Source organism: Arthrobacter sp. 05T423, assembly GCF_056396245.1.
Genome location: NZ_JBFTLC010000038.1, coordinates 12,502 through 25,074, shown reverse-complemented (window position 1 = coordinate 25,074; position 12,573 = coordinate 12,502). Strand labels below are relative to the sequence as shown.

Sequence of the window (12,573 nt, the reverse complement as noted above, 5' to 3'; positions counted from 1 at the left end):
CCGGCCCGTCTCGAATGGGATTCTTAGCGAAGGGTGTAAAAAGCGGACGTGCCCGTTGCGGTCACCGGGAGCAGGAGCGTGCCGTCCGAGGGGTTCAGCGCGCTGATCATCATGCCGTTGCCGACGTAGATGCCCACGTGGGCGCCGCCGTTCTGCATGACCAGGTCGCCGGGAGCAGGCGTGGAGGTGGGCTTCATGGCGTTCCACGCGTTGACGCGGGGAATGCTGATGCCTGCCTGAGCGTAGACCCACTGAGTGAAGCCGGAGCAGTCCCAGCCGTCGGGGGTGGTGCCACCCCACACGTAGGGGTGACCGATGCCGGTGTACGCGATGGCGGCCAGTCCGGCGGCTGCGGCGGAGGCCGCACCATCGGTGGACTTGGCGGTGACGGCCTTGGCAGCACCGGCGTTCTCGTCGCTGGTCTGGCCTGCGTCGCCCGCCTTGCTGTCATCGCTCGACTGAGCGGCGACGGTTTCGACGACCGGGGCTGCCACGGTGGTGACAGCAGGACGCTCGAAGGAGACAGTGGCGGTGGGCGCGGCGGTCACAGCGAGCTGCGCGGCCTGGGTTCCGGTCTCCGAAGAGGCGGAAACACCAATGTTGGCGTCGGCTGCGTTGGCCGGCATGCCAACGCTCAGGATGAGACCTGAAGCAGCCGCGATGACAGCTGCCTGGCGACCTACTGTGCCGGCATTGGCGCTAACCGCCTTGGACACGGAGTCCAATGGGTTCATACGAACCGTTTGCGCGCGGTGGCGCGCGGCATTGTGGCGTGAAGACACGAAGGTAGCCTCTCCCAATGCCTGCGAGGTGAGCTGTCGGATTCGGATGGGAGTCACCCGGCCACTCTGCTTCCTGGGAAGCTTTGCGACTTAACCCCAAGGCCTTCTTGCGAAGACCAAAATTGGTTCCCCCGCCCCTGCCAGACGATGTAATGCGAACGGACCTTGAGCGGTGGCAGAGTTAGGCAATCCACTCAAGAGCGTCAACTTCGGAAAAGTTGACGCGGTTTAGACGGTACAGCAGTTCGGAACGAATGTCACATTCAGGTCACGGCGTGTCACAGGAATGAGAGTGCTCCATCGACTTGGCTTAAAGCCAGCCCATGGGGTCAACGACATCCCCGTTGACCATCACCTCGAAGTGGAGGTGGCAGCCGGTGGAAGCGCCTGTGGTCCCGCTGAGGGCAATCACTTCGCCGCGGGTCACCTTCTGTCCAACCTGAACGCTGGAGGACGACAGGTGGTTGTACGTGGTTTCGAGGCCATTGCCGTGGTCGATCACCACGCGGTTGCCTCCCCCGTACGGATGCCAGCCCGAGAAGGTGACCTTGCCACTGGCCGCAGCGAGCACTTGCGTCCCGCACTGGGCAGCGAAGTCCTGGCCGCGGTGGAACTCGCCGGCTCCGCCGGTGATCGGGCTGACCCGGTAACCGAACGGCGAGGACTTGACCAGCGTGGTCAGCGGACCTCCCAGGGTGCCCAGCGATGCCGACCGGCTGATGCTGCCGGCCGACTGGGCACTCAGGAGTTGCTTCAGCTTTCCGTCCGGGTCACCAGTGGTGGCTACGGAGGTGCGGCTGAAGTCAATCTTGGCGGCCGCTTCGGCCGAGACTTTGGGCTGGGCCAGCGAGGCGGCAGATGAGGACGCCCCTCCCTGCTGGTCACCGGCAGCCAGGACCGGGCTGGTCGCCGGGACAGTAACGGTCAGCAGCAAGCCGGTGGCGGCGAGGGCTACGCCGGCCTTCTGCCCAACGCCACTGGCCGAGGCGAAGTCCGTAACCTGTCGGAACGGACCCCGGCGCCGGCGGCGCGCTTCGCGCTGGGCGTCCCGGGGACGGTCCGCGGCAATGGCCTCCGCGAGGCGCGGCTCCGAAGCGGGACCGGACGCGCGGCGTCGGCCCCGGGCATTCTGCATGGACAACTACTGCTTCCTCTCTGGAATAGCCTGCGAAGTTAGCTGTCGGATTCGGGTCAGAGAGTTCGTAGACCCGGTCCGCTACACAAGCCATCCCGGCACAGGGGTATCCCCTGAAGGATTCCTTCTGCGGAAGAGACTTGCTGCTGCGGACTTCACCCCAAGGCTGTCGGAACAGCCGGTTGTGGTTCCCCCGCCCCTGCCAGTGGGTGACTCGTGCTGCTGATCTGCTGGCAGGGTTCGGCTCCAGATCAGGTAACGTTTTTGTATCGGCGTTGCCGTTTAACTATAGGCGATTAAAGAGGGCGGTAATAATTCCGTTATATACACTGTGCAAAAGTGGTAGGTCATCCTGCCTGCAGATGTCAGACAGCCGGGAGCGTCCGGTCCGCCGCGTATGAAGGAACTAGTCGAGCCGCACGAACACGTGCGCAGCGACTTCCGGCGGCAGCTCGAGTGCGCCCTCAAACCCGGGGACGCGGACGGAGATGTACTCCCCCACTCGCTCCAGCGAGACGGCAGCGCCGGGACGGATCCCGCCTTCATCCAGCTGGAGCAGCAGTTCCGGCTCCACCTGGATGGGTTCCGCCAGGCGGCTGACTGTGACCTTGGACTCCGGGCCGTAGCTGGTCATGGCGTCGAGCAGGTTCACCACGCCGTCGGAGAACGGGCGGGCGGGCTGCCCGCCAAGTGCGGCCAGCCCGGGAATCGGGTTGCCGTAGGGGGACTCCGTGGGATGGTCGAGCAGCTCATAGATCCTGCGCTCCACCCGCTCACTCATAACGTGTTCCCACCGGCAGGCTTCGTCATGAACGTAGGCCCAGTCCAGGCCGATCACGTCCGCCAGAAGGCGCTCGGCAAGCCGGTGCTTGCGCATGACCTCGGTGGCACGTTTCCGCCCCACCTCAGTCAGTTCAAGATGGCGGTCGCCGGAGACGACGACGAGGCCGTCGCGCTCCATTCGTCCGATGGTTTGCGAAACGGTGGGTCCCGAGTGGCGGAGACGTTCGGCGATGCGTGCCCGAAGCGCCACGATGTTCTCTTCCTCCAGCTCCAAAATGGTGCGAAGGTACATCTCCGTGGTGTCGATCAGATCCGTCATTCAGCTCAGCTCCTCGAGCACAGTATTTGTGGCCGTCCCACCGTACCGCGGGCCCGCCGCACCGGGATCCGGCAAGCTGCAGCGGCGGTCGCTTTTTCGACGGCGGTGCAGCATCTGCTGTCTGCCCGTACGTCCACGGCAAGCTTAGCCTATTTTGAATTAGTCCGGATAATTCCGCCGAGCGGCGCCGGGCACCGTCTCAATGACTGGACTATGACGGGGCATGTTCCCGCGGTATCCGCGCTTCGGGCAGAATAAGGAGGGTCTTCGTGGCGGTCATGGTTGCCTGCCGGCCTCCGCCGCGACCCAGCCGAACCGCACTTCCATGCCGAAAATTGGAGCCCCTGTGAGCGACACCAGCATCACTATTCCCGCAAACCTCCTGCCCAAGGACGGGCGGTTCGGCGCCGGTCCCTCCAAGGTCAGGCCCGAGCAGATCGAGGCGCTCTCCGCCGCGGCCACGACGCTCCTTGGCACCTCGCACCGCCAGGCCCCGGTGAAGAACCTCGTGGGATCCGTCCGCGAAGGCCTCAGCACTTTCTTCTGCGCTCCCGAAGGCTATGAGGTGGTCCTCGGCGTCGGCGGCTCCACCGCGTTCTGGGACGTTGCCAGCTTCGGCCTGGTGGAAGAGAAGGCCCAGCACCTGTCCTTCGGCGAGTTCGGGTCCAAGTTCGCCGCGGCCACGAATAAGGCACCGTTCCTTGCGGAATCCTCCATCATCAAGTCGAAGCCGGGCACCTGCCCAGCTTCCAAGGCCGAAGCGGGCGTCGACGTGTACGCTTGGCCGCAGAACGAGACCTCCACGGGCGTCGCCGCGCCGGTCCAGCGGGTGAACGGTGCTGACGACGGCGCCCTGATGCTCGTGGACGCAACCTCGGCTGCCGGGGGACTGGACGTTGACGTGGCCCAGACGGACGTCTACTACTTCGCACCGCAGAAAAACTTCGCTTCCGACGGCGGGCTGTGGCTGGGCCTCTTCTCCCCGGCCGCGCTGGAGCGGGCCGAGCGCGTTAAGGCCAGCGGACGCTGGATCCCGGACTTCCTGGACCTGAAGACCGCCATCGACAACTCCAAGCTGAACCAGACGTACAACACCCCGTCCCTGTCCACGCTCATCACGCTGGACGCGCAGGTGCAGTGGCTCAACGCCAACGGCGGCCTGGACTTCGCCGCCGGCCGAACGGCGGACTCGGCCGGGCGCATCTACAAGTGGGCGGAAGCATCCGAATTTGCCACGCCTTTCGTTGCCAACGCAGCCGAGCGCTCCAACGTCATCGCCACCATCGACTTCGACGATTCGATTGATGCCGCCGCCATTGCCAAGGTGCTCCGCGCCAACGGCATCGTGGACACCGAGCCCTACCGGAAGCTGGGACGGAACCAGCTGCGCATCGCCACCTTCGTGGCCATCGAGCCTTCCGATGTCTCGGCGCTGCTGGAGTGCATCGACTACGTGGTGGGCGAGCTGAAGAAGTAAGCCGCCAGTGGGGAGTTTTTGTCCAGATATTCGGGGTTCGAAGGCCGTTTAGCCCCATTATCTGGACAAAAACTCTTCCCTTAAAGTTCGACGGCGCCGTCCGGGCTTGCGTCCGGACGGCGCCGTTTGCCGTTGTGCGAAGTGATCAGTCCTGCTCCGGGCTGGCCGGCTCTGTCTCGGACTCCGGCACTGCTTCGGAGTCCTCCGTAGTCTCCGCCGGAACTCCGTCGGCACCCGCTTCCGCGGCCGCGTCAGCAGAGCCGTCGGCGGCGCCGTCCTGCGCGTCTTCCGCGTCCTGCTCCTGGGCGTCCTCCGGGCGGACCCGCTCGGCCCACGGCACCCACTCCGGGGCGAGGATCGAGTCCTCGGACGGGAGCAGGCCGAGCTCGTTCACGGTGATCACTTTGGAGCGCGAGTTGCGGGTCAGGACGGCATACCACTGCCAGCCGAGATATCCCGGCAGCCGTGACTCGAAAAGGTGCGTCACGACGCGGTCGCCCTCGGTGCGGGCGGCCAGGTGGTCCCCGATCTCGGATGCCTTCGCAATGCCCTCAATGGCGGTCCGGGCGGCGTCCACGGCAGCGGCCAGCACGGCGTCGGGTTTCCCTGTCCGCCACACCGGGACGCCGGCGCGGTTCCTGGGAGCCTTGGGTTCAGCCTTGGATTCGGCCTGTTCAGGTTCCGGGTTCATCGGGAGGCCTAGGCGTCCAGCTCGTCGGCAACCTTACGCAGGGCAGCGGCAATAGCCTTGCCCTTGTTGCCGTCCGGGTACTTGCCGGACGACAGCGTCCCGGACAGGTTGTCCAGTACGGTCACCAGATCCTGCACCAGCGGGGCAAGATCCCTCGCGCTGGGACGCTTGGCCTTGGCGATGGACGGCGTCTTTTCGAGGACGCGCAGGCCGAGGGCCTGGGCTCCCTTGCGCCCGTCTGCGACGCCGAACTCAACCCTGGTGCCGGCCTTCAGTTCCGTAAGGCCTGCCGGCAGCGCCGACTTGGGCAGGAACACTTCCTGCCCGTCCTCGCCCGCGAGGAATCCGAAACCTTTGTCCTTGTCGTACCACTTGACCTTGCCGGTAGGCACCTAATCAACCTTCTTCGTTCTGGTGTTCTGGAACATGGCCGGCTGTCACCGCATCCGCACCGATGTGCGGGTTCAGGGTATGACTGCCTGGTCCATGTTGGTCTGTTCCTTCAAGGTTATCCTGATTGGCAGGCTAATCCCGCTTTGAGGCGCGGCCGCGGCGCTGCTGTTAGCGTTACATCCATGACATCCGCGCGTATCCGGCGGCCACTGATGGCCGCCGCAGTGCTCCTTGCAGTTTTCTCCGTCGCTGCCGTTGGGACGGTCATGGCTCTGGCCGCGGCGGGCCAGGCCGCGCCGCAGTGGATCACGTCAGCCGCACTTTACGGCCTTCCGGCGGCCTTCCTGCTGATGCTCGTCCTGGTGGCCGACGGCGTTGCCGCCCGCCGCCGGGCAGGAACCCCCGGCGGGCGGTAACGTTGGACTGATGTCCCTCATTCGTGCGCTCAGCAAGGAACTGGAGGCACGCAGCGACGAGTCGCTCCGTGCTTTGTTCGCTGCGCGGCCGGACCTGATCTCCCCGGGCGTTCCCGACTTCCCCGCCCTGGCCGCACGCGCCAGCGCGAGGGTCAGCGTTCAGCGGGCCCTCGAACGCCTGAACCGTCCGCAGATGCAGGTCCTAGAGACCCTGCACCTGTGCACCAACACGGACACCGGGCACAGCGCATCGGCAGCCGTGCTGAAGAAGGCCATCGCAGGGTCAACAGTGGCCGCCGTCGAACAGCTTCTGCAGTCCCTGCACGACCTCGCCCTCGTGCAGCGGGCGGAACCGCCGCACGGCGCAGGCCCCGGCGCGCAGAGGCAGCGCTTCTACCTTCCGGTGAGCAGCCTGAAGGACGTGGTCGGGATCTATCCGGCCGGGCTGGGGCGCAGCTACACCGAGCTGGTCAGGCTCCAGCCGGCCTTCGCCCAGCGCGTCGTCCAGCTCGTTGCGGAACTGCACCGCAGCGGCGCCGCCGTGCAGGCGGCCACCACTCCGATGGACGCAGCGCTGGCGCTGCAGCACTGGACGTCCTCCCCCGAGGGATTGCACTCGCTCCTTGCCGCCGCGCCGGAACGCACGACAGCGCTGCTGGCGCGGTTCAGCAACTGGGCCATGGGTGCCGTCCCCCAGGCACAGCGGAAGGCTTCCGTCACAACTGAAGGTCCAGACGTCGGGCCGGTCGACTGGCTCTTGGCCCGGGGCCTGCTGGTGCCGCTGGACGCCGCCCATGTGGAGCTGCCCCACAGTGTGGGCATCTCCCTGCGCGGCGGCGCCATCATCGACAACTTCTCCATGACTCCCCCGGCGCCGTCGCTGGGTATCACCACCGCCGCACTCCGCCGCAACGCCTCGCTCGGCGCCATCGCCGAGACCCTGCGCCTTTCAGGCGAACTGCTCCATGCAGTGAAGGACCAGCCCCTGGCTACCCTGCGGAGCGGCGGCGTGGGCATCCGCGAAATGCGCCGGCTCGCCGAGGCGCTCCGCGTGGACCACCACACCACAGCCGTGTTCCTGGAGCTCTGCGCGCTGGCCGGCCTGATCCGGCTGGACGTGGACAGCTCGTGCTGGGTGCAGCCACCCCACCTGGAGTGGCTTGGGCTGCCGCGGCAGGAACAGTGGCTGTGGCTCGTCAACGCCTGGCTGGCCAGCGAGCGCGCTCCGTCGCTCGTAGGACAGCCAGTCAATGGTCAATCTGCCGGGCCAGCCAATCACCGGCCCGTCGCCGGGGCCACCGTCAACGCCCTCTCCGCCGAGGCCCAGCGGTCCGACGCGCCTGTCGTCCGCAAGAGGATCCTCGAGATCCTGCGGGAGCTGACGCTTGAGGCGGAGATGCCCGACGGGGCGGCGCCGGTGCTCAACGCGGAGGCCGTGCTGCAGCGTGCCGAGTGGTCGCAGCCCCGCATGGCGCGGCGGTTCAGTTCCCTGATCGGCGGCGTTCTTGCCGAGGCGGAGATGCTGGGGCTGATCGGCTCCGGCGCGCTCAGCCAGCTTGGCGCCGCCATTGCCGCAGACGCTGCCGACGAAGCCATGGACCTCCTCGGCGAGCACCTTCCTGCGGCCCTGAACCACGTGCTCCTGCAGGCCGACCTCACCGCGGTGGCGCCGGGATACCTGGCCCCCGACCTGACGGCACAGCTCCTGCGGATGGCCGACGCCGAGGGGCAGGGCCCGGCCACCACGTACCGCTTCTCCGTAGAGTCCATCCGCCGGGCTTTGGACTCGGGCCAGGACGCGGCAGCCATCCTCGACTTCCTCCGCGGGCACTCCGCCACCGCCGTGCCGCAGCCGCTGGAGTACCTGGTGGAGGACACTGCCGCCAGGCACGGCAAGCTGCGGGTCGGCGCGGCCGCCAGCTTCATCCAGAGCGACGACGAAGCCGCGCTCACGGAGCTGGCCCGCGAGGCGGCGGCCGCGTCCCTGGGCCTGGTCCGGATCGCCCCCACCGTCCTGGTCTCCACGGCCTCCCCCCGGCAGACGGCCCTGGTGCTGCGCGGGCTGGGACTGTCGCCCGCCGTCGAAGACGCCGCGTCCGCCGTCGTCCGCCTGAACCGCACCGCGCCGCTTCCGGGCAGCGGGCGTCCCCTCTACAGCGCTCCGCGCACCGCTCTTCCCGACGCCGACGTCGCCGCCCAGCTCGCCGTCCTCCGCAGCCATGTGGGCGCCGGTTCCGCCCCCAACGGTTCCCGTCCGGCTGCCGCCGGCGGCGAGGAGGCAACCCAGCTGGGACTGGAGACCCTGCACAAGGCCATCCGGCTCCGGCAGAAAGTCGTGATGAACGTGGTGGACAGCCTGGGGAATGCGAAACTGGAAACGGTTGTTCCCGTATCCGTGGCGGGCGGACGCGTCCGGGTCTTCGACCCCGCCAAGGATACGGAGCGGGTGCTCTCCATCCACCGGATCATCGATATCGAAGCAGCAGAGGAATTCCAGCAGTGAAGGTTCCACCGCATGAATGACGGCCCGCTGATCGTCCAAAGCGACAAAACCATCCTCCTCGAGGTGGACCACGAGCAGGCGACGGAGGCCAGGCACGCCATCGCGGCCTTCGCCGAGCTGGAGCGCGCACCCGAGCACATGCACAGCTACCGGCTCACCCCGCTGGGTCTTTGGAATGCGCGGGCCGCAGGGCTCGATGCGGAAAAGGTTCTGGACACGCTGCTGACGTACTCCCGGTTCCCGGTGCCCCATTCGCTGCTGATCGACATCGAAGAGACCATGTCCCGCTACGGCCGGCTCCGGCTGGAGAAGGACCCCCAGCACGGGCTGGTCATGCGCACCAGCGACTACCCGGTGCTGGAGGAGGTCAGCAGGGCCAAGAAGATCCAACCGCTGCTGGGCCCGCGCATCGACGCCGAGACCGTGGTGGTCCATTCCTCCCAGCGCGGGCAGCTGAAGCAGCTGCTGCTGAAAATCGGCTGGCCGGCGGAGGACCTGGCAGGCTATGTCGACGGCACGCCGCACCCCATCATGCTCGACGAGTCGGGCTGGACGCTGAGGCCGTACCAGAAACTGGCCACGGAAAACTTCTGGGCCGGCGGCAGCGGCGTCGTCGTGCTCCCCTGCGGTGCGGGAAAGACGCTCGTGGGCGCCGCGGCGATGGCCACCAGCTCCACCACCACGCTGATCCTCGTCACCAACACGGTCTCGGCGCGGCAGTGGAAGGACGAGTTGCTCAGGCGCACCTCGCTGACCGAGGAGGAGATCGGCGAATATTCAGGCGCCGTCAAGGAAGTCCGGCCGGTGACGATCGCCACCTACCAGGTCCTCACCACCAAGCGCGGCGGCCTGTACCCGCACCTCGAGCTCGTCGACGGCCATGACTGGGGCCTGATCATCTACGACGAAGTCCACCTGCTGCCCGCGCCGATCTTCCGGATGACGGCGGACCTGCAGGCCCGGCGGCGCCTCGGCCTCACGGCAACGCTGGTGCGGGAGGACGGCCGGGAAGGCGAGGTCTTCAGCCTCATCGGCCCCAAGCGCTATGACGCGCCGTGGAAGGACATTGAAGCCCAGGGCTACATCGCCCCCGCGGACTGCGTGGAGGTGCGCGTTGATCTTCCGCGGGACGAACGCGTGGCGTACGCCATGGCCGAGGACGCGGACAAGTACCGGCTATGCGCCACGTCCGAGACAAAGACCCTCGTGGCCGTTCAGCTGGTGGAGCGCCACCGGGGCGAGCAGGTCCTCGTGATCGGGCAGTACATCGACCAGCTCGACGAACTCGGCGAGCGGCTGAACGCCCCGGTCATCAAGGGCGAAACGTCCGTCAAGTCGCGGCAGAAGCTCTTTGACGCCTTCCGGGCCGGGGAGATCCAGACCCTGGTGGTGTCCAAGGTGGCCAATTTCTCCATCGACCTCCCCGAGGCGTCCGTGGCCATCCAGGTCTCCGGGTCCTTCGGCTCCCGTCAGGAGGAGGCCCAGCGGCTCGGCCGGCTGCTGCGACCGAAGCAGGACGGACGGGCGGCGCGGTTCTACTCGCTGGTTGCCCGCGACACCCTGGACCAGGATTTTGCAGCCAAACGCCAGCGCTTCCTGGCCGAGCAGGGCTACGCGTACCGGATCATGGACGCCAAGGACGTCGAATCCTGCTGACTCAAGCAACACACAACGTACATCCAGAAAACTCCCAGATTCTGGGAGCATCATGGGAAATATGAAAAAGAACAGCGCCGAAGCGAAGCTCCTCGTGGTTGATGACGAACCGAACATCCGCGAGCTGCTTTCCACGTCCCTGCGCTTCGCCGGCTTTGAAGTGGTGTCCGCCGGGAACGGGCGGGAGGCGCTGGCTGCCGTCGAGGCGCACGCCCCCGATCTCGCGGTGCTGGACGTCATGCTTCCGGACATGGACGGCTTCACCGTCACCCGCCGGCTGCGCGCCGCGGGCAAGCACTTCCCGGTTCTCTTCCTGACCGCCAAGGACGACACCGAGGACAAGGTCACCGGGCTGACAGTGGGCGGGGACGACTACGTCACCAAGCCGTTCAGCCTCGATGAGGTGGTGGCCCGCATCCGTGCCGTGCTCCGCAGGACGCAGCCGATGCTGGAGGATGACGAGGCCGTCATCCGGGTCGATGACCTGGAGCTCGACGACGACGCCCACGAGGTGCGCCGCGGCGGCAAGGTGATCGAACTGTCCCCGACCGAGTTCAAGCTGCTCCGGTACCTGATGCTCAATCCGAACCGGGTCCTGTCCAAGGCGCAGATCCTTGACCACGTGTGGGAATACGACTTCAACGGTGACGCCTCCATTGTCGAGTCCTACATCTCGTACCTGCGGCGCAAGGTGGACATCGATCCCGACGCCCCGGCCCTCATCCAGACCAAACGCGGCGTCGGCTATGTGCTGCGGACAGCAGAAAAGCGCTGACTTTGCTGGAGCGCTGGAAGTCCGCCACCCTCCGGTCCCAGCTGGTGGCCATCATGATGGCCCTCCTGCTGGTGGCCCTGGCGGTGACCGGGGCGGGCGCGCTGACGCTGCTGCGCGGCTACCTCGAGGGCCAAGTGGATGGCAAACTGCAGGCCGCCGTCTCTGCAGCCCAGTCACAGCGGTCCATCTCCCCCATTGCCAACCCCGCAGTACCGACGGACTACACGGTGACGCTCTACTATCCGGGGACTGCGCCGGACCCCATCGACGACAAGGGCGCCCGCCCCGACATCGCGTCGATCTCCGTTGATGAGGCCCACCAGCGCGACTTCCGGCCGTACCAGGTGCGGGGCACCGACGGCAAGAACTGGCGCGTGGTGGCAGTACCTGTTGTTGTCGGGACTGAACAGCAGCGGGCAGTGGTGGTCATCGGCCTTCCGCTGTCCACGGTGGATGAGGTTCTGCGCCACATCAGCCTGGTAGTGGTGGGTGTCGGCCTGCTGACCCTCATCCTTGCCTTCTTCATCGCCAACTGGACGGTGACCCGGTCCTTCCGCCCGCTGGCGAGGGTGGAAAAGACCGCCGCCGCCATTGCCGCCGGAGACCTGTCCCGCCGTGTGGACGTGGAGAACCCCTCCACGGAGGTGGGCCGCCTCGGCAGGTCGCTGAACGCCATGCTCGCCCATATCGAGGCGGCCTTCGCGGCCAGGATGGCCTCCGAGGACCGGATGCGCCGGTTTGCCGCGGATGCCTCCCACGAGTTGCGGACCCCGCTGGTGACCATCCGGGGCTACTCGGAACTGTACCGGCACGGTGCGCTGCAGTCCCCGGAGGATGTTGCCAGCGCCATGGGCCGGATCGAGAGCGAAGCCAAACGGATGGGGTCCATGGTGGAGGACCTGCTGCTGCTGGCACGGCTGGACGAGCAGCGGCCGCTGCAGCGCAAGCCGATCGATCTGCAGCTCCTCGCGCATGACGCCGTGGTGGACACCCAGGCCAGCGAACGAACGCGCGCCATCACCCTGACCGGCCTGCACAACGGCAGTGCCGAACCGGCACCTGTGCTCGGCGACGAGGCGAAGCTGCGCCAGGTCATCGGCAACCTGGTGGGCAATGCGCTGCGCTACACGCCCGCGGGAACACCGATCGAACTCGCCGTGGGCGTCCGCCGCGCCGACGACGGCTCCGCCCAGTCCGTTTTGGAGGTCCGGGACCACGGGCCCGGAATCTCCGACACGGAGGCCCCCAAGGTCTTTGAGCGCTTTTACCGGGCCGACACCTCGCGAACCCGGGAGACGGGCGGCAGCGGGCTCGGCCTGGCGATTGTGGCCGCCATCGTCGGTTCCCACGGCGGCTCCGTCCGGGTGGACGGGACCGACGGCGGAGGCGCAACTCTCGTGGTCAGCCTCCCTCTCCGCGAGGACCCGTCCGAGGCGGATGGCGACTATGTGGATGGCATAGAGGTCGAGGGCCACGACGTGGACGGCATCGGGACATTCTCGGACGACGCTGCAGAGGCACGCGTTGACCGGGACAGTGTCGGCGGGGATAGCTCTGCCGGTAACCGGGCTGCGGGCGGGAACCGTTTATCCACATAGGGGAACCCGGTGTGGCACGGCCTGCGGGCGGTTTCCTAGGCTCGA

The 12,573-nt window shown here is 67.0% G+C and carries 11 protein-coding genes and 2 riboswitches; of the genes, 6 read left to right on the top strand and 5 right to left on the bottom strand.

What is annotated here, in order from left to right:
- Positions 1-23: 23 nt before the first annotated feature.
- The 3 genes from AC1DFE_RS20935 to AC1DFE_RS20925 all read right to left on the bottom strand — a co-directional run bounded on the left by AC1DFE_RS20935 (position 24) and on the right by AC1DFE_RS20925 (position 3,019).
- Positions 24-734: a C40 family peptidase gene (locus AC1DFE_RS20935; RefSeq protein ID WP_476907784.1), complete on the bottom strand. Its 711-nt coding sequence runs from the start codon at positions 732-734 to the stop codon at positions 24-26.
- A gap of 52 nt (positions 735-786) precedes the next feature.
- A riboswitch (cyclic di-AMP (ydaO/yuaA leader) is annotated at positions 787-956 on the bottom strand.
- Between the two features lie 136 nt (positions 957-1,092).
- Positions 1,093-1,917, bottom strand: coding sequence for a M23 family metallopeptidase (locus tag AC1DFE_RS20930; RefSeq protein ID WP_476907807.1), 825 nt, complete (start codon positions 1,915-1,917; stop codon positions 1,093-1,095).
- Positions 1,918-1,928: 11 nt separating this feature from the next.
- Positions 1,929-2,173: riboswitch (cyclic di-AMP (ydaO/yuaA leader) on the bottom strand.
- Positions 2,174-2,323: 150 nt separating this feature from the next.
- Positions 2,324-3,019: an iron-dependent transcriptional repressor DtxR gene (locus AC1DFE_RS20925; protein WP_476907783.1), complete on the bottom strand. Its 696-nt coding sequence runs from the start codon at positions 3,017-3,019 to the stop codon at positions 2,324-2,326.
- Positions 3,020-3,365: 346 nt separating this feature from the next.
- Here AC1DFE_RS20925 and serC point away from each other — a divergent pair, with 346 nt between their 5' ends.
- Positions 3,366-4,496 (top strand): phosphoserine transaminase, encoded by a 1,131-nt coding sequence (serC, locus tag AC1DFE_RS20920; protein ID WP_476907782.1) that lies wholly within the window; start codon positions 3,366-3,368, stop codon positions 4,494-4,496.
- A 145-nt stretch (positions 4,497-4,641) separates the two neighbouring features.
- Here serC and AC1DFE_RS20915 read toward each other — a convergent pair whose 3' ends face one another.
- Entirely contained in the window at positions 4,642-5,187 is a 546-nt protein-coding gene (locus tag AC1DFE_RS20915; RefSeq protein ID WP_476907781.1) for a DUF3027 domain-containing protein, read from the bottom strand.
- A gap of 8 nt (positions 5,188-5,195) precedes the next feature.
- A complete protein-coding gene (locus AC1DFE_RS20910; RefSeq protein WP_476907780.1) occupies positions 5,196-5,579 on the bottom strand; it encodes a cold-shock protein in 384 nt (127 codons plus the stop codon).
- 183 nt (positions 5,580-5,762) lie between these two features.
- Between AC1DFE_RS20910 and AC1DFE_RS20905 the strand changes: the two genes are divergently transcribed.
- The 5 genes from AC1DFE_RS20905 (at position 5,763) to AC1DFE_RS20885 (ending at position 12,528) form a co-directional block, all read left to right on the top strand.
- On the top strand, positions 5,763-5,996 hold the full coding sequence (locus AC1DFE_RS20905; RefSeq protein ID WP_476907779.1) for a hypothetical protein: 234 nt from the start codon (positions 5,763-5,765) through the stop codon (positions 5,994-5,996).
- A 10-nt stretch (positions 5,997-6,006) separates the two neighbouring features.
- The gene (locus AC1DFE_RS20900; protein ID WP_476907778.1) at positions 6,007-8,499 is read left to right on the top strand and encodes a helicase-associated domain-containing protein; all 2,493 of its coding nucleotides are present in this window, start codon (positions 6,007-6,009) and stop codon (positions 8,497-8,499) included.
- A 12-nt stretch (positions 8,500-8,511) separates the two neighbouring features.
- Entirely contained in the window at positions 8,512-10,155 is a 1,644-nt protein-coding gene (locus AC1DFE_RS20895; protein WP_476907777.1) for a DNA repair helicase XPB, read from the top strand.
- A gap of 61 nt (positions 10,156-10,216) precedes the next feature.
- Positions 10,217-10,930 carry a response regulator transcription factor gene (locus tag AC1DFE_RS20890; protein WP_043419482.1) on the top strand — a complete coding sequence of 238 codons (714 nt, stop codon included), beginning with the start codon at positions 10,217-10,219 and terminating at the stop codon, positions 10,928-10,930.
- Between the two features lie 2 nt (positions 10,931-10,932).
- The gene (locus tag AC1DFE_RS20885; RefSeq protein ID WP_476907776.1) at positions 10,933-12,528 is read left to right on the top strand and encodes a sensor histidine kinase; all 1,596 of its coding nucleotides are present in this window, start codon (positions 10,933-10,935) and stop codon (positions 12,526-12,528) included.
- Positions 12,529-12,573 lie beyond the last annotated feature (45 nt).

Bases quoted from the DNA above. Each gene is read 5' to 3' on its own strand.
- AC1DFE_RS20935 (WP_476907784.1), bottom strand. From the start codon at position 734: ATGAACCCATTGGACTCCGTGTCCAAGGCGGTTAGCGCCAATGCCGGC.
- AC1DFE_RS20930 (WP_476907807.1), bottom strand. From the start codon at position 1,917: ATGCAGAATGCCCGGGGCCGACGCCGCGCGTCCGGTCCCGCTTCGGAG.
- AC1DFE_RS20915 (WP_476907781.1), bottom strand. From the start codon at position 5,187: ATGAACCCGGAACCTGAACAGGCCGAATCCAAGGCTGAACCCAAGGCT.
- AC1DFE_RS20895 (WP_476907777.1), top strand. From the start codon at position 8,512: ATGAATGACGGCCCGCTGATCGTCCAAAGCGACAAAACCATCCTCCTC.
- AC1DFE_RS20905 (WP_476907779.1), top strand. From the start codon at position 5,763: ATGACATCCGCGCGTATCCGGCGGCCACTGATGGCCGCCGCAGTGCTC.
- AC1DFE_RS20925 (WP_476907783.1), bottom strand. From the start codon at position 3,019: ATGACGGATCTGATCGACACCACGGAGATGTACCTTCGCACCATTTTG.
- AC1DFE_RS20900 (WP_476907778.1), top strand. From the start codon at position 6,007: ATGTCCCTCATTCGTGCGCTCAGCAAGGAACTGGAGGCACGCAGCGAC.
- AC1DFE_RS20890 (WP_043419482.1), top strand. From the start codon at position 10,217: ATGAAAAAGAACAGCGCCGAAGCGAAGCTCCTCGTGGTTGATGACGAA.